This window comes from Streptomyces sp. NPDC014889 (genome assembly GCF_043081205.1).
In the GTDB taxonomy this organism is placed as follows: domain Bacteria; phylum Actinomycetota; class Actinomycetes; order Streptomycetales; family Streptomycetaceae; genus Streptomyces.
The window spans coordinates 384,922-405,440 of record NZ_JBIBWH010000004.1 but is presented as its reverse complement, the minus strand read 5'-3'; the positions used below and the strand labels follow the sequence as shown (position 1 = coordinate 405,440).

20 protein-coding genes and 1 tRNA gene are annotated in these 20,519 nt (G+C 72.5%); 7 read left to right on the top strand and 14 right to left on the bottom strand.

Annotated elements, in window-relative coordinates; genetic code table 11:
- Positions 1-2: 2 nt before the first annotated feature.
- The 10 genes from ACF09J_RS10665 to ACF09J_RS10620 form a co-directional block, all read right to left on the bottom strand.
- Positions 3-1,376: a cytochrome P450 gene (locus ACF09J_RS10665; protein WP_392305012.1), complete on the bottom strand. Its 1,374-nt coding sequence runs from the start codon at positions 1,374-1,376 to the stop codon at positions 3-5.
- A complete protein-coding gene (gene cyc1 / locus ACF09J_RS10660) occupies positions 1,373-2,458 on the bottom strand; it encodes an epi-isozizaene synthase (RefSeq protein WP_392305011.1) in 1,086 nt (361 codons plus the stop codon). The genes ACF09J_RS10665 and cyc1 overlap by 4 nt, the downstream gene beginning before the upstream one ends.
- Before the next feature lie 302 nt (positions 2,459-2,760).
- Positions 2,761-3,411, bottom strand: a complete 651-nt coding sequence (gene def / locus ACF09J_RS10655) for a peptide deformylase (RefSeq protein WP_392305010.1) — start codon at positions 3,409-3,411, stop codon at positions 2,761-2,763.
- Positions 3,412-3,573: 162 nt separating this feature from the next.
- Positions 3,574-4,554 carry a tetratricopeptide repeat protein gene (locus ACF09J_RS10650; RefSeq protein WP_392305009.1) on the bottom strand — a complete coding sequence of 327 codons (981 nt, stop codon included), beginning with the start codon at positions 4,552-4,554 and terminating at the stop codon, positions 3,574-3,576.
- A 105-nt stretch (positions 4,555-4,659) separates the two neighbouring features.
- A complete protein-coding gene (locus ACF09J_RS10645; RefSeq protein WP_392305008.1) occupies positions 4,660-5,898 on the bottom strand; it encodes an HD-GYP domain-containing protein in 1,239 nt (412 codons plus the stop codon).
- Positions 5,895-7,280 (bottom strand): HD-GYP domain-containing protein, encoded by a 1,386-nt coding sequence (locus tag ACF09J_RS10640; RefSeq protein WP_392305007.1) that lies wholly within the window; start codon positions 7,278-7,280, stop codon positions 5,895-5,897. Before ACF09J_RS10640 ends, ACF09J_RS10645 begins: the two co-directional genes overlap by 4 nt.
- Positions 7,281-7,417: 137 nt before the next feature.
- Entirely contained in the window at positions 7,418-7,729 is a 312-nt protein-coding gene (rsrA, locus tag ACF09J_RS10635) for a mycothiol system anti-sigma-R factor (protein ID WP_390828690.1), read from the bottom strand.
- Positions 7,726-8,421 carry an RNA polymerase sigma factor SigR gene (gene sigR / locus ACF09J_RS10630; protein WP_392305006.1) on the bottom strand — a complete coding sequence of 232 codons (696 nt, stop codon included), beginning with the start codon at positions 8,419-8,421 and terminating at the stop codon, positions 7,726-7,728. Before sigR ends, rsrA begins: the two co-directional genes overlap by 4 nt.
- A 254-nt stretch (positions 8,422-8,675) precedes the next feature.
- Positions 8,676-9,320 (bottom strand): alpha/beta family hydrolase, encoded by a 645-nt coding sequence (locus ACF09J_RS10625; protein ID WP_392305118.1) that lies wholly within the window; start codon positions 9,318-9,320, stop codon positions 8,676-8,678.
- Positions 9,321-9,339: 19 nt separating this feature from the next.
- The gene (locus ACF09J_RS10620) at positions 9,340-10,155 is read right to left on the bottom strand and encodes an SOS response-associated peptidase (RefSeq protein ID WP_392305005.1); all 816 of its coding nucleotides are present in this window, start codon (positions 10,153-10,155) and stop codon (positions 9,340-9,342) included.
- A 50-nt stretch (positions 10,156-10,205) separates the two neighbouring features.
- Here ACF09J_RS10620 and ACF09J_RS10615 point away from each other — a divergent pair, with 50 nt between their 5' ends.
- From ACF09J_RS10615 to ACF09J_RS10600, 4 genes are all read left to right on the top strand, one after another.
- On the top strand, positions 10,206-10,928 hold the full coding sequence (locus tag ACF09J_RS10615; protein ID WP_392305004.1) for a M50 family metallopeptidase: 723 nt from the start codon (positions 10,206-10,208) through the stop codon (positions 10,926-10,928).
- A gap of 179 nt (positions 10,929-11,107) precedes the next feature.
- Positions 11,108-12,424, top strand: coding sequence for a 3-phosphoshikimate 1-carboxyvinyltransferase (gene aroA / locus ACF09J_RS10610; protein WP_392305003.1), 1,317 nt, complete (start codon positions 11,108-11,110; stop codon positions 12,422-12,424).
- 18 nt (positions 12,425-12,442) lie between these two features.
- The gene (rsgA, locus tag ACF09J_RS10605; protein WP_392305002.1) at positions 12,443-13,453 is read left to right on the top strand and encodes a ribosome small subunit-dependent GTPase A; all 1,011 of its coding nucleotides are present in this window, start codon (positions 12,443-12,445) and stop codon (positions 13,451-13,453) included.
- 118 nt (positions 13,454-13,571) lie between these two features.
- Positions 13,572-13,895 (top strand): DMT family transporter, encoded by a 324-nt coding sequence (locus ACF09J_RS10600; protein WP_392305001.1) that lies wholly within the window; start codon positions 13,572-13,574, stop codon positions 13,893-13,895.
- 39 nt (positions 13,896-13,934) lie between these two features.
- Here the strand turns inward: ACF09J_RS10600 and ACF09J_RS10595 are convergent, their stop codons facing one another.
- Positions 13,935-14,543 (bottom strand): TetR/AcrR family transcriptional regulator, encoded by a 609-nt coding sequence (locus ACF09J_RS10595; RefSeq protein WP_392305000.1) that lies wholly within the window; start codon positions 14,541-14,543, stop codon positions 13,935-13,937.
- Positions 14,544-14,756: 213 nt separating this feature from the next.
- On the opposite strand from ACF09J_RS10595, the gene hisN reads away from it, so the two are divergent.
- Both hisN and ACF09J_RS10585 read left to right on the top strand, forming a co-directional pair.
- The gene (gene hisN / locus ACF09J_RS10590; RefSeq protein WP_392304999.1) at positions 14,757-15,554 is read left to right on the top strand and encodes a histidinol-phosphatase; all 798 of its coding nucleotides are present in this window, start codon (positions 14,757-14,759) and stop codon (positions 15,552-15,554) included.
- A gap of 176 nt (positions 15,555-15,730) precedes the next feature.
- Positions 15,731-16,141: a cyclic nucleotide-binding/CBS domain-containing protein gene (locus ACF09J_RS10585; protein WP_392304998.1), complete on the top strand. Its 411-nt coding sequence runs from the start codon at positions 15,731-15,733 to the stop codon at positions 16,139-16,141.
- A 72-nt stretch (positions 16,142-16,213) separates the two neighbouring features.
- On the opposite strand, the gene ACF09J_RS10580 is transcribed toward ACF09J_RS10585, so the two are convergent.
- Complete coding sequence (locus tag ACF09J_RS10580) at positions 16,214-17,665, bottom strand: catalase (RefSeq protein WP_392304997.1); 1,452 nt, start codon at positions 17,663-17,665, stop codon at positions 16,214-16,216.
- 143 nt (positions 17,666-17,808) lie between these two features.
- Between ACF09J_RS10580 and ACF09J_RS10575 the strand changes: the two genes are divergently transcribed.
- Positions 17,809-18,225, top strand: coding sequence for a Fur family transcriptional regulator (locus ACF09J_RS10575; protein ID WP_392304996.1), 417 nt, complete (start codon positions 17,809-17,811; stop codon positions 18,223-18,225).
- Between the two features lie 151 nt (positions 18,226-18,376).
- Here the strand turns inward: ACF09J_RS10575 and ACF09J_RS10570 are convergent.
- Positions 18,377-18,450: transfer RNA gene (locus tag ACF09J_RS10570), tRNA-Met, on the bottom strand.
- 120 nt (positions 18,451-18,570) lie between these two features.
- Entirely contained in the window at positions 18,571-20,400 is a 1,830-nt protein-coding gene (locus ACF09J_RS10565; RefSeq protein ID WP_392304995.1) for a tetratricopeptide repeat protein, read from the bottom strand.
- Positions 20,401-20,519 lie beyond the last annotated feature (119 nt).

Here is a 20,519-nt window from a genome sequence, read left to right as displayed (position 1 = left end):
GGTCACCTGAGCACCGGCCGCACCAGCATCCGCTGCGGGCGCAGGGTGATACCGACCCGTGGCGTGCCGTCGGACTCGGGGACCTCCTCGAAGCGGAACCTCGTCGCCACCGCGGCGGTGAAGAGACTCAGAAGTGCCATCGAGAAGTGGTCACTTGGGCACTTGCGGTTACCCACGCCGAACGGGCTCATGGCATATTTCGGTACGTCCTTTGCGCGTTCGGGAAGCCAACGGTCGGGGTCGAACTCCAGATTGTCCGGATACGAGCGCCGATCGCGCTGGACCGCGTACGGACTGTAGATGATGTCCGCCCCGGCCGGAATGCGATACCCACCGAGTTCGGTTTCGGTCACCGCCCGCCGCGTCAATACCCATACGGCCGGACGCAAACGCATCGTCTCCACGATGACATTGTTGGTGTGCGTGAGCCTGCGGACGTCGTCGAATCCCACGGAGCGGCCGCCGGTCACGGATTCAACCTCCGCGCGGATCCGGTCGCCGTGTTCCGGATGTATCGCGAGCACCCGGAGCAGCCACATGATCGTGGCGCCCACCGTTTCGCTGCCCGGGGTGAGTATCGCGACCACCTGGTCGTGGATCTCCTGTTCCCCGATGGGGTCGCCGTTGTCGTCCTTCGCCGTCAGCAATGCCGTCAGCAAATCGTCCGGATTCCGGCGGGATGCCCGGCGCTCGGCGATGATCTCGTCGACGAGGAGATGCAGATCGGCGAGCGCGCGGTTGAATTCGCGGTTGGCCGGCAGCGGCAGCCGGTACAGCGGCCCGAGCGGCACCACCATCCGCTGGTACATGCCGCGGAAGACGGTGGCCAGGGCCTCGCACAGCCGGTCGGCGCACTCGTCCATGTACTGGCCGCGCAGCAGGCAGCGGGCAGCGATGCGCACGGCGATCCGGAAGGCCTCCGAGGCGCAGTCGATGGTCCGACCGGGCTGCCAGCGCTCGGTCAGCGCGTGCGCCTCCTCCTCCATGACCGGCCCGTAGGCGGGGATGGCGTCGAGCCGGAAGGCGGGCTGGATGGTGCGGCGCTGGCGCCGATGCAGCGGGCCGTTGGAGGTGGCCACCCCCTCCTTGCCGACCAGGCCCTCCAGGGACTCCCACAGCGGGCCGGAGATGATGTAGTCGGGACTGAGGGCCAACGCCCCGGTGAGGGCGGGCGTGGTGACGGCGTACACCGTCTTCGGGCCGAGCTTGATCCGTACGACGTCTCCGTGGTCGCGCAGTTGCGACATGAAGGCCAGCGGATCGCGGACCAGTTTCAGACCGTGGCCGAGAAGCGGCACCCCGCCCCCGGCCACCGGTGGCTCGTGCGGTCCGGGAGCGTCGTGCCGGGTTTCCGACTGCACTGATTCGGCGGTCATTTCCCACCTGCCCCTTCGTCTTCGACGTACGGGGGTGTGGCCGGGTCCTCCCAGTTGTCGACCATGTACCGGTCGGACTCGTGGTGGAACCAGTAGACGGAACTGAACCAGTTCCGCATATTGCCGATACAGGCCCGTACGGCGGCGCTCAGTGCCTTTCCGCGCACCGTGCCGTCCGCGAGGCCGTCGGCGAAATGTAATCCCGCCTGCTCCGCGAGCAGGAATCCGGATACGCATTCCTCGATGCGCCCGCGCATGTCCGCGATCGCCTCCTCCAGGCTCAGCCCGTCGTGTTTGACGAGACTGATCCCGAGATTGTGCACCTCGTCGCCCGCCAATTCCTTGGGCAGGGAGCACAGATCGTTGTACCAGGCGGCGAATTCCTGACTGAGCAGTGCCGGACGCCGGTAGGCGGGATTCTTCCTCACGGCGTCCGGGAGTTCACAGCCGGCGCTCGACTCCAGAAGGTCGGTCCAGATCCAGTGGGCGAAAGTGAAGCGGCGCAGCGCGAGATATTCCTCGACCGTGGGCACGACGCCCTCGGTGCGGTTGCGGAACTCCCGGTCGTACGCGTCGATCACCGCGTGGAAGTGCCGCGCGAAGCGGGCGTTCCACCGGGCCGACAGGAACGAGTAGAACCGCAGCACGCTGTCCGCGAACCCCGCGACCAGGGTGTCCTGGTGGTGCAGGTGGTCCTGGGGGGAGTCCAGGGCCGTGTGCAGCGCGCGGCACAGCCGTTCCCAGGCGGCGGGCCGGCCGTGGACGACATCGCGGTCCTGGCGATCGTCCCAGAGGAAGAACCACGCGCTGAAGTCCGCTATGGCCTGGAGCACCTCGTCGGGGGCGCCGATGTAGTACCCCGCCATGAGGTCGGTGTAGCACAGGCTGTCGGCGTGTTCCTCGACCTTGTCCGCCGACATGAGCCGCTTTTCCAGCAGCCAGCCGCGTGTCTTCTCCTGGAGTTGGGGCCAATACCCGTGCGACTGCCTGGGAAACCCGGACTCGATCACCTGAAGTGCGAGCGATGGTGGGACTGGGACCGCTGTCGTCGTCGATGTGGTGCTGTATGGGAAAGCTGGCACGAACAAACCCCTCTCAGCCGCCGGTGGCGTGCACCCCTTCCGTCGTGCCGGGCGCACGCCGTCGCGTATCCCCGCACCCCCATTCAGCACCACAACTGACCGTTCTGGGAATGGATTTGCCCCCTTCACCATCCCGGGATGCCGAGAATCTCCCCTTGTGTGACTGATTACGAATCAGTAGAAGCGCACAAAGGATCGAATGGCGGCGGACACAAGTACGGCGCCCGACCGGACGTTCCGGTCGGGCGCCGTGCGCACGGGCCCCTCGCGCCCCAACGGGCGGGCTGAGCCCGGCTGTCGGGTCAGTCGTTGGCGACCACGGGATAGCGCGGCTCGTTCTCGGCCATCTGCCGCAGCGCGTCCTTGCGCTCGCGCTTGGAGAGCCGGTCGATGTAGAGGTAGCCGTAGAGGTGGTCCGTCTCGTGCTGGAGGCACCGCGCGAAGTAGCCGGTGCCCCGCACCTTGACCGGGTTGCCCTGCTCGTCCTGCCCGGTGACCTCGGCGTAGTCGGGGCGGGCGAGCGGCGCGTAGGCGGTGGGCACGGACAGGCAGCCCTCGTTGCTGTCGTCAAGGCGGCGCCGCTCGGCGGGCAGCTCGACCAGCCGGGGGTTGCAGACGACGCCCACGTGCCGGACACCCTCGTCGTCCGGGCAGTCGTAGACGAAGACCTTCAGGTCCACGCCGATCTGGTTGGCGGCCAGGCCCACGCCCTCGGCGGTGTGCTGGCTGGCGAACATGTCGGCGACGAGCTGCTGGAGCTCCTCGCCGAAGTCCGTGACGTCCCTGCACTCCTTGTGCAGCACAGGGTTCCCGACCACCGTGATGGGCCGGGAGGTGCCGCGCTCACGCCATGCCGTCTCGCGCTCCTCGCAGTCCTCCGAGTCGACGACGTACCCCTCGTCGTCGACGGGGAGCACGCCCTCGTGCTGCTGATCGGTGTCCTGCTGCGCCATGACCGACGTACGCCTTCCTGACAAGAACGGGGAGTGGATCCTGCTACAGGGTACGGGGCCCGCGCCCCCGGCCGGGCCCGGGAGTGTCCGATATGCCACGGTGCCGGGAGGGCCGGCCGGCCGCGGCGGGCCCGGTGCCGGGCCCGGGGCGGACCGGCGTCCTCAACAGACCTCTTCCAGGTCCCGCCAGTCACGCGAGTCCGGGCTGTCGGCCACCCACCCGTCCAGCAGCCCGCGGACCAGGGAGGCCGGAGCGGCCACTCCGCACTCACGCTCCGGCACCCACAACTGCCCGTCGGTGCGGTGCCCGAGCGGTCCGGGGTGCCCCGGCTCACTGTGGTCGTGCGGGTCGAGGTGCACGCCGTCGCCCTCGTCGGACGGCATCCGCGACTCCGAGCACAACCGGCACAGCAGCCGCACGGACGACGACCAGTCCTCGGCGGCGAAGCCGGCGTCGGCGGCGAGCTGCTCCAGCGCGTCCCGGTCGGCCTCGGTGGCGGCCTCGAGGAGGACCACCCAGGTGGGCACCGGTGAGGGCGCCCACAGCTCGATCTCGTCGAACACGGGGTAGGTGTGGCCGGCCGCGGTGGTCCGTTCCCCGTGGGGCACGCCGTCGTGCAGCACGACCTCGCCCCAGCGCCGCCCCGAGGAGGGCAGCGGAATGGACAGCACCTCGATCCGGGCCGGATCGAGACGCCGGCCCCAGACCACCTCGGCCTCGCCCTCCGGCGACAGCCGCACGGCCGCGCTGCCCAGCTCCATGCCCGTCGGCTCCCCGGCGGCGGCCGCGCCCCCGGGCACCTTCAGGCCGTACGCCTGCCACGCCCGCCGGGCCAGCGGCCAGTCCTGGAGGGCGGTGGCGGCGATGCCGACGTTCCACCAGTCGGGCGCCCCGCTCTCCTTCTCCAGCAGGGCCACGGCCCGCAGGCCGGCCGCCCTCGCCTGCTCCCAGTCGTGCCGGAACTTGTGCAGCAGGGCGAGGTTGAACCAGGACTCGGCAAGCCAGGGCTCCAGGTCGGCGGCGCGTGTCAGCAGCGCGCCCGCGTCCTCGTACCGGCCGTCGCCGATCAGCGTGAACGCCCGGTCGGTGGCCTGCCGCCAGGAGGCGGAGGGCCGGTGCCGTCCCTTGCCGAAGATCCTCACGATTCCCGCCTGCCAGTTCCGTCGAGTGGGTCGGCTTCTGCCCCCGGACACCCTCTCATTCGCATCCAACCACGTACGACTGGAGGGACGCTCATTACCCATGGGTTACCCCGCAGCGGGAAGAACCGGGCCGTCCCGCGACAGCACCCGGCCCAGCGACTCCACCACCTCGGGGGCGTACGCGCCGGCTCCCGCCAGCCGCAGTTCCTCCAGGGCCTTGAGCGAGCCGCCGGGCCCGGCGTCGCGCGCCTTCTCCTCGTAGGCGTTGACGGCCCGCACGATCCGCGCGGGCAGCGGCTGCTCCCGGCAGGGGTCGGCCTGCCGCTCCACCACCACCGCGACCCGGGGGTCGACCCCGGTCTGCCGCACCACGGCCCCGCCGAGCAGCGCGATCCGCCGCTGCTCCTCGGCGGGCAGTCCCGCGGTGGCCCCGGCGGGCACCGGATCGACCAGGCTGAGCTGCCCGATGTCGTGCATCAGGGCGGCGTGCTCCAGGACGGTCAGCTCCGGTTCGGCCAGGCCCAGCTCACGGCCCACGGCCCGGCTGAGCGCGGCCACCCGCCTGGCGTGCCCCGCCGGGGTGTACCCGGCGACCTCGGTGGCCCGGGCCAGGGAGGCGATGGTCTGCCGGTAGGTCTTCCGCACGGCCGCGTACCGTCCGAGGGAGAGCTGGGTGAGCAGCAGCGGCAGCGAGAACACGGGCAGCGCCCACAGCCCGGCCACGGCGACGGCGAGGGCCATGACCGCCCCGGTCGCGCACACCGCCGAGCCGATCCCGAGCAGTCCCCGCAGTTCCTCCCGCAGCAGCGGTCCGAAGGGCCACCGGGTGCGGCAGTGCGCCTGCGCGGCGGCGAGCACGGCGCCGCACAGCGCCGTGAGCACCAGGAGCGCGAGCAGCAGCAGGGCGTACGCCGGGCCGACCCAGCCCTGGAACGCCCCTTCGCCGTAGAGGGGTTGGAAGCAGACGGCGGCGAAGGCGACGGTGAGGATCCGCCGCACCAGGTGGTCGAGCGTCGGCCCGCGGCCGCGCGCTATGTGCGGCACGCCGCCCAGGAGGCAGGCGGCGAGCACGACGGCGACGACCTGGCAGGCGCCGTGGTGGCTGGGCCGTCCGGCGTCCGCGCCCAGCAGCGCGTACGACAGTGCCCCGGCGGCGCCGAGCGGCGCGGCCTCCCGGGACTCGGACCCGGACCACCGGGTCAGCTCGCCGACGAGGACCAGCGCCCCGAAGGCGAGGGCGGCCCGGCGGTCCTCCAGGCCGGTCCACAGGGTGACGGTGAGGGACAGCAGGGCGACCAGGACCGCCGAACCGCGGATGAGGAGCAGCAGGAGGGGCCTGCTCATCGACGGCCCGCCCCGCCGGGTGCCCCGGCCGGAGGGACGGCGGGCGGGTCGTCCGCGCCGCCGGGAGCCGCCGAGGGCGGGCCGGAGGCGCCGGGGACGGCACGGAAGGGGGCCGGCGGGGCGACGGGCGTACCGTCCTGCGCGGTGACCGCCGGGTGCCAGCCGTACCGGTCAAGGGCCCGGACCAGCGCCGTGACCATCCGCGGGTCGAACTGGGCCCCCGCGCAGCGCTCCAGCTCCGCCAGCGCGGCGGCCACCGGCCGGGCCCGCCGGTAGGACCGGGTGGACGTCATCGCGTCGAAGGCGTCCGCGACGGCCACCACCCGTGCGCACTCCGGGATCTGACTGCCCGTCAGCCCGTACGGGTAGCCGCCGCCGTCGAGCCGCTCGTGGTGGTGCAGGATCGCCGCGCGGGCCTCGCCGAGGAAGGAGATCCCGCGCACCATCTCGTGCCCGTACTCGGGGTGCAGCTCGATCACGCGCCGCTCCTCGGGGGTCAGCGGCCCGTCCTTGCGCAGCAGCCGGGTGGGCACGCCCAGCTTGCCCACGTCGTGCAGGATGCCGGCGAACCGCAGGACCTCGACCCGCTCGTCGTCCATGCCGAGCTCGCGCGCGATCAGCATGGAGGCCTGCCCCACCCGCTCGCTGTGCCCGCGCGTGTACCCGTCCTTGATGTCGACGGCCTGCACCAGCGCGCGGATGGTGGCCCGGTGCGCGGACCGCTCCCGGTGGTACTGGGCGTACACCCAGCCGGACACGCACATCGGCAGCAGCACGAGCAGCGCGGCGACCGGACCGTAGGGGCTCAGCCAGAGCACGGCCATCATCAGTCCGGCGAGCCCGTGCACCGCGACGGGCGCCAGCGACCGGGTGAACAGCCCCTGCCACGCCCGCCGTGCCGGCACGTGCTCGGCGAGCGCGAGGACTCCGCCGTCCAGCGCCGTCAGCACCAGGCAGAAGGCGAGCACGGCGGCGCCCGCGGGGAGGAGGACGTAGGGGAAGTCGCAGCCCGCGACGGCGTTCCGGCCGCCCAGCGCCCCGTGCACCCGGGCGGCCGCCCAGACCGCGAGAGCGAGCTGCGCGGCGCGCCAGATCCGGCGCAGTCCCTCGGGCCGCCGTCCGGCGCGGGCGAGCAGTACGCCCGGCAGCGGGACGACCGCGGCGGCGGGCGGCGGCAGCAGGAAGGCCGCCGCGAGCAGTACGGGGTAGAAGGGCCCGGAGAAGCTGCGCCGGGTGAACTGTCTGAACCCGGCGTACACCGCGGTGAGCAGGGCGACCGCCCACCAGGGAGTGTGCGTCAGGGGCAGCGGCAGCAGACAGGCCACGGCGGCGAGGACGGCACCGGCGACATACGCACGGGCCCGCGGTGGAACCGCCTCCATGCCGCCCCTCCCCGGTCATGCCTGTCCACGGTGGGAGCGTAGGGCGCGCGGTGGGGAGTCCACGGGGCGAAGTCCCGGGGATTAGCACGTTCGGGTGAAGAGGGCGGGGCGCCGGGCGGGCGTCCGCGTGCGGTGGGTCAGGACTCCTGCGGGGTCACCGGGGCCGCGGTCACGTCGTGCTCGGGGACGGCCTGGCCGGAACGGATGAGATCGATCCGTCCCATGACCTTGGCGCGCAGGTCGGCGGGCACGTCGTCATGCCCGCAGCACCGCTTGACCAGCTTCTTCACGGCCTGCTCCAGGCCGTACTTCTCGAGGCACGGCGAGCATTCCTCGAAGTGGTGCTCGAACTTGGTGCGATCGACGTCCGGCATCTCACTGTCGAGGAACTCGTAGAGGTGGTCGAGTACCTCACTGCAGTCCGTCTCGTGCGGGTCTCCGCAGCTCATGAGCCCGAGCCTTTCGCTTCGTTCGACTCTCCGGCGCCGGCCGGGACCAGTCCGCGCTCGCGGGCGTAGTCCTCGAGCATGCCGCGCAGTTGACGGCGCCCCCGGTGCAGCCGGGACATCACCGTCCCGATGGGTGTCCCCATGATGTCCGCGATCTCCTTGTACGCAAAGCCTTCTACGTCCGCGAGGTAGACGGCGATGCGGAATTCCTCGGGGATCGCCTGCAGCGCTTCCTTCACGTCCGAGTCGGGCAGGTGATCGAGCGCCTGCGACTCGGCGGAGCGCAGACCGGTCGACATGTGCGACTCGGCGCGGGCGAGCTGCCAGTCCTCGATCTCCTCGGCGGCGCTGCGCTGCGGCTCGCGCTGCTTCTTGCGGTACGAGTTGATGAAGGTGTTGGTGAGGATCCGGTACAGCCACGCCTTGAGGTTGGTGCCCTCGCGGAACTGGTGGAAGGACGCGTACGCCTTGGCGTAGGTCTCCTGCACCAGGTCCTCGGCGTCGGCCGGGTTGCGCGTCATGCGCAGCGCGGCCGAGTACATCTGGTCGAGGAACTCCAGCGCGTCCCGCTCGAAGCGCGCGCTGCGCTGGGCCGTCGACTCCACGGATCCGCCCACGCTCGTGCCCCGGCCCTCGGGCTGCTCCGCCTGGCCGTTGTCGGTCCCTGCGTCGGTACCGGGAACCTGACCCACCTCCTCAAGCGACGTCGTGGCACCGAATGCGGTTCCACTCGAATCGGAGGATAGACGACGAGCCGTGCCTGCCGCCGCTCGAACAGGAGCGGTCCGCGCCGCGTGCAGCACCGTCCAGTCCAGGTCAGTGCGGCTGCTGCGGCTCGGGCAAATGGTCGAACCCATGCGGCGGACTCCCTCTCGTGTGACGTCGGCGCCGTGAGCGGCACTTCTGACCGGCTCAACAGCGGCGGTCCGCCGGGCATTCCCGCGGGTCACCCGAGTGACGCGGTCCACTGGGCGACGGCGTCGGCGATGATCTCCAGGGCCACGTCCTGGGTGATCGGCGCCCGTTTCGGGACGGCGAAGCCGTGATCGCCGTACGGCACCTCGACGAGCCGGTAGGAGCCCTCCGGGAACTCCGCGGGGTTGCCGAACGGGTCGTTGCCGCCCTGGACCACGAGTGTGGGCACCCCCGCGTCGAGCAGCTCGTCGGCGCGGGACTTCTCCGGCCGGCCCGGCGGGTGCAGCGGGAAGCTGAGGGCGAGGACGGCGTGCGCGCCCAGTCCGGCCGCCGTACGGCAGGCGACGCGCGCCCCGGCGCTGCGGCCGCCCGCGACCACCGGCAGCCCCGGCCGGGTGAGGGTGGGCCAGAGCCCGCGCCAGCCGGTGTCCAGCGTCCTCGGGGCGGGCGCGACCTTCTTGCCCGCCACCCGCCAGGGCTGCTCGACGAGTGCGACGGTGACCCCGTGACCGGGGAGGGTGCGCGCCAGGGCCTGAAGGTCGCGGGCCTCGACGCCGCCGCCGGCTCCGTGGCCCACGGCGAGCACCAGGCGTGCCCCGGGGGCCCGGTGCCAGGTGACGCGGGCCTCGCCCGCCTCCGTCCCGACGGTCTCGCTCAGGTCGCTCATGTCCCTCATGTCGCTCAGGTCGCCCACGTCAGAAGAGTGTGCCCTCTTCGGGTGCCGGGAGCTCCTTGAGCAGCTCCGGTCCGTTGTTGCGGACATTGCTGACGGCCGTGGACACCGGGTAGGCGCGCATCAGGCCGGGGGGCGGCGGGGTGAGCAGCGCGCGCAGCTCGTCCGGGTCGGTGCGGGCCGGGTCCAGCCAGGCGTCCCAGCGGTCCGGGGTCAGCATCAGCGGCATCCGGGGGTGGATCTCGGCCAGCGCGCTGGGGCCCTCGGCCGGGGCCACCGCCAGCGGGGTGCTCTCCGCCTCCGTGGTGATCACCGAGCAGGTCACCCACCAGGCCCGCGGGTGGTCGTCGGGCAGGGTGCGGTCCCGCCAGAACTCGTAGAGCCCGGCCATGGCGAAGACCGAGCCGTCCGCCGGGGTCACGAAGTAGGGCTGCTTGCGCGGCCGCTTGCGCCGGCCCTCGACCTCCAGCTCCCGCTCCTGGGTGCCGGTGACCCACTCGTAGTAGCCGTCGGCGGGCACGACACAGCGCCGGGCGGCGAAGGCGCGGCGGTACGACGGCTTCTCGTGCACGGTCTCCGCGCGCGCGTTGATCATCCGGGCGGCGCCCTCGGGGGACTTCGACCAGGACGGCACGAGCCCCCACCTCACCTTCCGGAGCTGGCGAACCGGAGCGGGGTCGCCGGCGTCCTTCAAGGGGCGGTCCAGGATCACGTGGACCTCCTTGGTCGGGGCCACGTTGTAATCGGGCTCCAGGGTCTCCTCCGGGTCCCACTTCTGGATCTCGAAGACTCCCGCGAGATCCTCGGGGCCGCGACTGGCCGCATACCGTCCGCACATACATGCAACACTGCCAGACCCCGCACACGGACAGGGAGCCACTCGGACACATGGACAGCCTCGCCGCCACCGCGCTGCCCGATCTCTGGGACCGGCTCGTCGGCACCCAGCCCGACCCCGACCTGTGGGTGGTGATCGCCACCGCGGCCGCCGCGCTCGCCGTGGTCGTCCCGCACACTCTGTGGCGCCTCTCACGCAACGCGATCACCATCGCGCACGAGGGCGGGCACGGGCTGGTGGCGCTGCTCACCGGACGCACCCTGACCGGCATACGCCTGCACTCCGACACCAGCGGCCTGACCGTCAGCCGGGGCAAGCCGCACGGCATCGGCATGATCCTCACGGCGGCCGCCGGCTACACCGCTCCGCCGCTGCTGGGCCTGGGCGGCGCGGCCCTGCTCGCCGCGGGCCGCATCACGCTGCTCCTGTGGGTGGCGACGGCGCTGCTGGTGGCGATGCTGGTGATGATCCGCAACGCCTACGGGGCGCTCACCGTGCTCCTCACCGGCGGCCTGTTCCTGCTGGTGTCCTGGCTGACCGGGCCGCAGGTGCAGGCGGCGTTCGCGTACGCGGTGGTGTGGTTCCTGCTGCTCGGCGGGGTGCGCCCGGCCTTCGAGCTCCAGGCCAAGCGGGCGCGCGGGGGCGCCGGGGACTCGGACGCGGACCAGTTGTCGCGGCTGACGCACGTCCCGGCGGCGCTGTGGCTGTTCCTGTTCCACGCGGTGTCGCTGTGCTCGCTGATCGGCGGCGGGCGGTGGCTGCTGGCGGGGTGAGGCGGCCCCTCCGGTCTCCGTCGCGTCGTCCGCGCGGAGTGCGGGCGCGGCGGCGTTCGGCGCGCGGACTCGCAGGTCATGCCGCGGAGCCGCCTGTTCTGCGGCGCCGTGCGGCGAGGGTGCGTGCCGGGCGTCGGGGCGCAGGCGGGGAACTCGGGACAGGCCCTAAGGTGGGGACCATGGCCCCGAACCCCGCGCACACCGCCCTCTGGCCCGCCCCGCACGCGAGCGGAGCCGTCGACGCGACGGTCCACGTGCCCGGGTCGAAGTCCGTCACCAACCGCGCGCTGGTGCTCGCCGCCCTCGCCTCCGAGCCGGGCTGGCTGCGCCGCCCGCTGCGTTCGCGCGACACGCTGCTGATGGCCGGCGCGCTGCGGGCCATGGGCGTCGGCATCGACGAGGGCGTCGGGCCTGACGGCACCGGGGAGGCCTGGCGCGTGATCCCCGCGGGGCTGCGCGGCCCGGCCACGGTCGACGTCGGCAACGCGGGCACGGTGATGCGCTTCCTGCCGCCGGTCGCCGCGCTGGCCGACGGCCCCATCCGCTTCGACGGCGACCCGCGCTCGTACGAGCGCCCGCTGGACGGCGTCATCGACGCGCTGCGCGTCCTGGGCGCCCGGATCGACGACGACGGCCGCGGCGCGCTGCCGATGACCGTCCACGGCAGCGGCGCGCTGGACGGCGGTCCGGTGGAGATCGACGCCTCCTCCTCGTCCCAGTTCGTCAGCGCTCTGCTGCTGTCGGCACCGCGCTTCAACCAGGGCGTGGAGGTACGGCACACCGGCTCGTCGCTTCCGTCGCTGCCGCACATCCGGATGACGGTCGACATGCTGCGCGCGGTCGGCGCCCAGGTGGACACCCCCGAGTCGGGCGGCGAGCCGAACGTCTGGCGGGTCACCCCGGGCGCCCTGCTCGGCCGGGACCTGACCGTGGAGCCCGACCTGTCCAACGCCCAGCCCTTCCTCGCGGCGGCGCTGGTGACCGGCGGCAAGGTCGTCGTCCCCGACTGGCCGGCCCGGACGACCCAGCCGGGTGACCGGCTGCGGCAGATCTTCAGTGAGATGGGCGGTTCCTGCGAACTCACCGACTACGGCCTGGTGTTCACCGGTTCGGGTGCCGTGCACGGCATCGACGTGGACCTCGGCGAGGTCGGCGAGCTGACCCCGGGCATCGCGGCCGTCGCCGCGCTCGCGGACTCGCCCTCGACCCTGCGGGGCGTGGCCCATCTGCGGCTGCACGAGACCGACCGCCTGGCCGCGCTGACCAAGGAGATCAACGAGCTCGGCGGCGACGTGACCGAGACGGCCGACGGCCTGCGCATCCGCCCGCGCCGCCTGCACGGCGGGGTCTTCCACACCTACGAGGACCACCGCATGGCGACGGCCGGCGCGATCCTCGGCCTGGCGGTCGAGGGCATGCAGATCGAGAACGTGGCGACCACGGCGAAGACACTGCCCGACTTCCCCGATCTGTGGACCGGGATGCTCGGGGCGTAGGGACGCGGGGAACACGTCATGCGCCGCTACGGCAAGCACACCGACGAGGACGACATCCGCAGCCGCCCCAACCGCAGGGGCAACCGGCCGCGCACCAACATCCGTCCCAAGCACGAGGACGCCGCCGAGGGCCTGGTCCTCACCGTCGACCGGGGACGGCTGACCTGCCTCGTCGACGGCCGCCCGGTCATCGCGATGAAGGCCCGCGAACTGGGCCGCAAGGCCGCCGTTGTGGGCGACCGGGTGGCCCTGGTCGGCGACCTGTCCGGGGAGAAGGACACGCTCGCGCGCATCGTCCGCATCGAGGAGCGCACCTCGGTGCTGCGCCGCACCGCGGACGACGACGACCCCTACGAGCGCGTGGTCGTCGCGAACGCCGACCAACTGGCCATCGTCACCGCGCTCGCCGACCCCGAGCCGCGCCCGCGGCTGATCGACCGCTGCCTGGTGGCGGCGTACGACGGCGGTCTCGTGCCGCTGCTGGTCATGACCAAGTCGGACCTGGCCCCGCCGGACAAGCTCCTGGAGCTGTACGGACACCTGGACATCCCCTACGTGGTCACCAGCCGTGCGGAGCTGGACGAGGGCGCCGCGGCGGACCGGGTGCGCGAGCATCTCGACGGGAAGGTCACGGCGTTCGTCGGCCACTCGGGCGTGGGCAAGACGACCCTGGTCAACGCGCTGGTGCCGGAGGACCGGCGGCGGGTGACGGGACATGTGAACGCGGTGACCGGCCGGGGCCGGCACACCACCACCTCCGCGCTCGCGCTGCCGCTGGCGGGCGGGGACGGCTGGGTCGTCGACACCCCGGGCGTACGGTCGTTCGGGCTCGCGCACATCGATCCGTCCCGGGTCATCCACGCCTTCCCCGACCTGGAGCCGGGCACCGAGGGCTGCCCGCGCGCGTGCAGCCACGACGAGCCGGACTGCGCCCTGGACGCGTGGGTCGCCGAGGGGCACGCGGACCCGGCCCGGCTGTACTCGCTGCGCCGGCTGCTGGCCACGCGAGAGCGCAGGGAAGGCGACTGACCTCCGCGTTGTTTGGGTGCGGCGCGGTCCGGCAAGTGCATAATCGCACGGAGCCGGATCATGACCTGCCCCCAGCACGACGAAGCGGTCACGGCACGCGGACGCACGGGAGGACTGCATGGCGTGGCTGCTGGTCATCGTCGCCGGGTTGCTCGAGACCGGCTTCGCCGTGTGCCTGAAGCTGTCGCACGGCTTCACCCGGCTCTGGCCGACCGTCGCCTTCTGCTGCTTCGCGCTGGGCAGCTTCGGCCTGCTCACCCTGTCCCTGAAGAAGCTCGACGTGGGCCCCGCGTACGCGGTGTGGACCGGCATCGGCGCGGCGGGCACCGCCATCTACGGCATGGTCTTCCTCGGTGACCTGGTGTCCACGCTGAAGATCGTCTCGATCAGCCTGGTCATCATCGGGGTGATCGGGCTCCAGCTTTCCGGTTCCGCGCACTGACGCGACGGAGCCGAGCGCGGCCGGGGTCGTTCGCTCCGTTCAGGCCAGGTGGCGCGGGAGCGCGCCGCGCACCAGTTCGGCGACCCCGCCCCGGTCCGGCGGCGCGGCCACGCACGACAGGGCGAGACGGATCACCAGCTCGCAGGCGCGGGCCAGTTCGGCGGTGTCCGCCCTGGGGGCGCCGGGGGCGGAGAGCAGGGCCGCGGCGCGGTCGCGGACGATCGCCACGAAGTCGCCGGGTGACGGCAGCGGGCCGTCGGCCCGGCGCTGGGCCGGAACCGCGCTGGAGGACGGCACCGCCGAGAGCGTCGGCGAGGGCAGCCGTTCGCTCCAGCAGCCGGTGAGCATCGCCTTCACCAGCACGTTGTCCCGGGCGGCTGACACGGTCCACTGGGCGGCGGCGATGAGCCGCTCACGCGGGTCGGCGGGGGTGGTCAGGGCCCGTTCGACCCCGGCGAGACAGCCGTCCGCCTCCCGCCTGACCAGGGCCCGCGCGAGCCCGTCCTTGCTGCCGAACTCGTTGTACAGCGTCTGCCGGGAGACCCCGGCCGCCGCGGCCACGTCGACCATGCGGACCGCGGACCACGGCCGCCGTGTCAGCGCCGTGTAGGCGGCGTCCAGCAGGGATTCCCGCGCTGCAGGCATCATCGCCTCCCTGGGGCGAGCGGCTCTGCGCCCAGATTTGACGCCCCCGAACGCACTGTCAAGGGTCCGTGACGGCACGTGCGCACCAGCGCGGGTGCAGCGTCCGCACGACCGCGTGCCGGTCCCGGGGAGCGTCCCGGCTCGCGCGGCACCCCCGCGCACCGGCCCGCCCCGCCCCCGTGGCCCCGGGCCGCCCCCGGCGGATACGGTTCTCGCATGCCGGACTACCTCGACGACCTGCGCCTGGCCCACGTCCTCGCGGACGCCGCCGACGCCGCGACCATGGACCGTTTCAAGGCCCTCGACCTCAAGGTCGAGACCAAGCCGGACATGACCCCGGTGAGTGAGGCGGACAAGGCGGCGGAGGAACTCATCCGCGGCCAGTTGCAGCGTGCCCGCCCCCGCGACGCGGTCCTCGGCGAGGAGTACGGCATCGAGGGCACCGGCCCCCGCCGCTGGGTCGTCGACCCGATCGACGGCACCAAGAACTATGTGCGCGGCGTCCCGGTCTGGGCCACGCTCATCTCCCTGATGGAGGCCGGCGAGGGCGGCTACCACCCGGTCGTGGGCCTCGTCTCCGCCCCCGCCCTGGGCCGCCGCTGGTGGGCCGCGAAGGGCCACGGCGCCTTCACGGGCCGCAGCCTGGCGCAGGCGAGCCGGCTGCGGGTGTCCCGCGTGGCGGACCTCCCGGACGCCTCCTTCGCGTACTCCTCGCTCAGCGGCTGGGAGGAGCAGGGGCGCCTGGACGGCTTCCTCGATCTGACCCGCGCGGTCTGGCGCACCCGGGCCTACGGCGACTTCTGGCCGTACATGATGGTCGCCGAGGGCTCGGTCGACTTCTGCGCCGAGCCGGAACTGTCCCTGTGGGACATGGCCGCGAACGCGATCATCGTGACGGAGGCCGGCGGCACCTTCACCGGCCTCGACGGCCGCCCCGGACCGCACAGCGGCAACGCCGCCGCGTCCAACGGGCTGCTGCACGACGAGATGCTGGGGTATCTCAACCGGCGCTGACGGGTGACGGGCGACTGCCTGCACGCGCCCCCGCCGGGCCACGCACGCCCCCTTGTTGACCCGCGCTTTGCCTGAGACTCTGGGAGTTCCCCCCTTGTGAACTTGTGCAGTGCCCAACGGCGGCTCACGCGCCGGGTACGCACCAGCCGGATTCCCCGAGGAGGTGGCTCCATCCCATGCTCGTCCGCGACGCCATGAGCACGGTGGTCCTCACCATCGGTCCCGCACACACCCTCCGCCAGGCGGCGGCCCTGATGTCCGCGCGCCATGTCGGCGCCGCCGTCGTCCACGACCCCGACGCAGGCGGCATCGGCATCCTCACCGAACGCGACGTGCTCAACTCCGTGGGTCTGGGCCAGAACCCGGACACGGAGCGCGTGCACGCGCACACCACCAACGACGTCGTGTTCGCCGCGCCGTCCTGGACCCTGGAGGAGGCGGCCGGCGCCATGAGCCGGGGCGGCTTCCGGCACCTCATCGTCCTGGACCACGACGAGCCGGCGGGCATCGTCTCGGTCCGCGACATCATCCGCTGCTGGGCGCCGGCCCGGCAGCCCGCGGCGGCCGCCGGAGCGGGCACGGCCTGAACGCAGACCGGCGGGCCGGGCCCCCGAAGGGACCCGGCCCGCCGTCCACGACAAGCGGTCCAGTGCTGGAGATCAGCCGCGCAGGGCCTGGACCGCGGCCTCCAGCCGCTTGCCGAAGTCGTCGTCCGCCTGACGGAAGTTGCTGATCGCCCGCTCGGTGATGTCCTCGCGCGAGACCTGCGCGATGGAGCCCGCCAGGTTGCCGATCAGACGCTCCTTCTCCTCGTCCGACATCAGGCGGTAGAGGTTGCCGGCCTGGACGAAGTCGTTGTCCTCGGCGTGGACCGGCGCCTCGTGGTCACCGGTGACGCCGGTGACCGGCACGGGCTGCCACAGCGGCCGGCCCGTCTGGAACGGCCCGCCGAAGCTGTTCGGCTCGTAGTTCTTCGCGCCCTTGTGGCGGCCGTCGTACAGGTGACCGTCGCGGGAGTTGGTGCGCGCCTCGGTGGCGTGCGGGCGGTTCACCGGCAGGTGGTCGGCGTTGATGCCGACGCGGTAGCGGTGGGCGTCGCCGTACGCGAAGAGGCGGCCCTGGAGCATCTTGTCCGGGGAGGGACCGATGCCCGGCACGAAGTGGGCGGGGCTGAAGATCGACTGCTCGACCTCGGCGAAGATGTTCTCCGGGTTGCGGTTGAGCTCCAGCTTGCCGATCTCGATCGGCGGGTAGTCCGCGTGCGGCCACACCTTGGTGAGGTCGAACGGGTTGAAGCGGTAGGTCGCCGCGTCGGCCGCCGGCATGATCTGCACCTGCACGGTCCAGGACGGGTACTCGCCGCGCTCGATGGCCTCGCGCAGGTCGCGCTGGTGGGAGTCCGGGTCCTCACCGGCGAGCGCGGCGGCCTCCTCGGCGGTGAGGCACTTGATCCCCTGGTCGGTCTTGAAGTGGTACTTGACCCAGAAGACCTCGCCGGCCTCGTTGTTCCACTGGTAGGTGTGGGAGCCGAAGCCGTCCATGTGGCGGTACGACGCCGGAATGCCGCGGTCGCCGAACAGCCAGGTCACCTGGTGCGTCGACTCCGGGGACAGGCCCCAGAAGTCCCAGACGTTGTCCGGCTCCTGGCTGCCCGTGTAGGGGTCGCGCTTCTGGGTGTGGATGAAGTCGGGGAACTTGATGGCGTCCTTGACGAAGAACACCGGGGTGTTGTTGCCGACGAGGTCGTAGTTGCCCTCTTCGGTGTAGAACTTCAGCGCGAAGCCGCGCGGGTCGCGGACCGCGTCCGGGGCGCCGAGGTTGCCGGCCACGGTCGAGAAGCGCAGGAAGGTCTCCGTCTGCTTGCCGACCTCGGAGAGGAACGTGGCACGCGTGTACCGCGTGACGTCGGCCGTGACGGTGAAGGTGCCGTAGGCACCGGCGCCACGGGCGTGCACCACGCGCTCCGGGATGCGCTCGCGGTTGAAGTGGGCGAGCTTCTCCAGCAGGAGCTGGTCCTGGACGAGTACCGGGCCGCCGACGCCCGCCGTCTCGCTGTTCTGGTTGTCGGCAACCGGAGCACCGGCCCCCGTCGTGAGCGGCCCCTGGGTCACGTCGCCTCCTGGGTCAATTCCATCGTGCCTGCCTCTTGGCCAAATCCAGTCTCGATCCTACAATGGACTTAGTCCAAGTCAAGCAGAGCTCCAAAGTCACACTGGTTCGGGATCTGTTTCCCCTTGCTGTTAGGCTGGTCGGTATGAGTGACCTTCTGGAACGGCTACGCGGCCGCGGATGGCGGATGACCGCGCAGCGGCGTGTGGTGGCCGAGGTCCTCGACGGCGAACACGTCCATCTGACGGCCGACGAGGTCCATGCCCGGGCTGTCGACAAGCTGCCCGAGATCTCCCGGGCGACCGTCTACAACACGCTGGGCGAGCTGGTCTCGCTCGGCGAGGTCCTGGAAGTCAGCACCGACAAGCGCGCCAAGCGGTACGACCCGAACGCGCACCGGCCGCACCACCACCTGGTCTGCGCCGGCTGCGGCGCGATCCGGGACGTCCATCCGGGCGGCAACCCGCTGGCCGACCTGCCCGACTCGGAGCGCTTCGGCTTCACGGTCTCGGACGTGGAAGTCACCTACCGCGGCCTCTGCCCCGACTGCGCGGCGGCCTGAAGGCCCCACTCGCAGGACGAGAGAAGACCCCCGGCACCTCGACGGTGCGCGGGGGTCCTTCTTTTGCGATGTTCACGATCCGGCCTCGGAAGCGGCTCCGAAAACACCTGGGGCCGGAATCCTTGATCGGATTCCGGCCCCGGGCCTTCAGTAGCGGGGACAGGATTTGAACCTGCGACCTCTGGGTTATGAGCCCAGCGAGCTACCGAGCTGCTCCACCCCGCGTCGATGAATGGAACACTACGTGACCAGCGGACCAAGAAGCAAATCGCTTACGGGGACGCCCGGGGGACGCGTCACAGGTCGGGTGCCACCTGTGTCTGACACCTGTGTCACGCCGATGTGTCACGCCGACAGCTCCTCGCGCAGTGCGTCCCGCAGTCGCGCGGCCCGCTGGGCGACCTCCGCCGGTCCCAGCGCCACGGCCCGGTCGGCCCACCCCTGGCCCTCGGCCAGCTCGCCGCGGCGCGCGTGCACCAGGGCGAGCCGCAGCGCCGCCCGCCCGTGCCCGGCGTCGGCCGCCCGCGCCCACCACGTGGCCGCCTCCGGCTCACTGCCCTCCCGGGCCAGCAGCAGCCCCAGGTTGAAGGCGCCGTTGCGGGACCCGGACTCCGCCGCCCTGCGGTACCACTGCGCCGCCTCGACCACGTCCCCGCGGGCCGCGGCCAGCATCCCGACCCGCACCTGCGCGCGCCGGTGCCCCTGACCGGCCGCCCGCTCGTACCACTCCTCGCACTCGGTCTTCTCCTGGATCGCCGGCTCCCCGAGCCCGTGCGCGGGCGTCGGCGGCCGCCGGGCGTCGAGCACGGCGGCCAGCCGGTACGCCGCCTCCGGGCTGCCGCCGCCGGCCGCGCACCGCAGGTGCCGCTCGGCCGCCTGCTCGTCGCCCGCGCGCAGCCGGGCGATCCCCACCTGCAACGCGGCCTCCGTGTGCCCGGCCGCCGCCGCCCGCTCGTACCACCGCAGGGCCTGGGCGTCCTCGTTCCGCCCGGCGTGGAGGATCCCCAGGTTGAACGCGGCGTCGACGCTCCCGGCCTCCGCCGCCTTGGAGAACCACGGCTCGGCCCCGCTGGTGTCTCCGCCCTGGAGCAGCAGGACGGCCAGCGCGTTCGACGCCTCCCGGTGCCCGGCGTAGGCCGCGCGCCGGTACCACTGCTCGGCCTGCGTGGTACGGCCCTGCTCGGCGCAGAGCAGTCCGAGGTTGTAGGCGCCGTTGATGTCGCCCGCGTCCATCGCCGCCCGGTACCACCGCTCGGCGGTCTGCGTCTCGCCGCGCTCGGCGTGCAGCGCGCCCAGCGCGTTCGCCGCGTTGCCGTCGCCGTCCTGTGCGGCCCTCAGCCACCACAGGGCGGCGTTCTCGGGGTCGCCGGCGTCCCGCAGCAGGAACCCGAGCGCGCAGGCCGCCCTCGCCTCGCCGTCCTTGGCGGAGGTCAGGTACCAGCGGCCGGCCTCCTTGAGGTCGCCGCGCTTCTCCAGGATTGCGCCGAGGTGCAGGGCGGCCCTCCGGTGCCCGCGCGCGGCGGCCTGGCGGTACCACTGCTCGGCCTCCGCCAGCAGGCCGGGACCCTCGGTGCCGGACTGCCGGCCGGCCCGCCGGTCCAGGGCCCGCGCCAGCCGGTACTCGGCCTCCCGGTGCCCCCGCTCGGCGGCGACCCGCATCCAGCGCTCGGCCCCGGCGTCGCCGCGGTGTTCCAGCAGGTCGGCGAGGGCGTAGGCGCCGAGGACGTGCCCCTGCTCGGCGGACTGGCGCAGCCAGTACTCGGCGGCGGGCTCGTCGCCGCGCTCGCGGTGGTGCCGCCCGAGCGCGTGCGCGGCCGCCGCGGATCCGGCGACGGCGGCGATACGCCACCATCCGGCGGCCTCGTCGGGGTATCCGCGCTGGTGGAGCAGGACTCCCAGGTTGTTGGCCGCGGCGCGGTCGCCGCCCGCGGTGGCGGAGCGCAGATGGGGTTCGGCGGCGTCGAGGTCGCCGCGGCGCAGCAGCATGGCTCCGAGGACGCTCATGGCCTCGATGTCGCCCGCCTCGGCGGCGAGGCGACGGCGCGCCAGCTCGGCGGTCTCGTCCGCGGCCGCCACGGACTCGTCGCGTGCCTCGCCTCCGGTCTCACCAGAACCGGAATCCTGCACAAATCGCCCCGTCTCGAACAGAGTTGCCTTGTCCCCCATAACGTCCATCGTCGCACCACCTGCAACCCGGGTACATCTCTAATACCCCAGCCAGTGAGGTCACTTCAGCGTTTTGTCGACATGCCCACAGAGAGACAAGTCAAACACAGATCGCCCAACTCCCCACG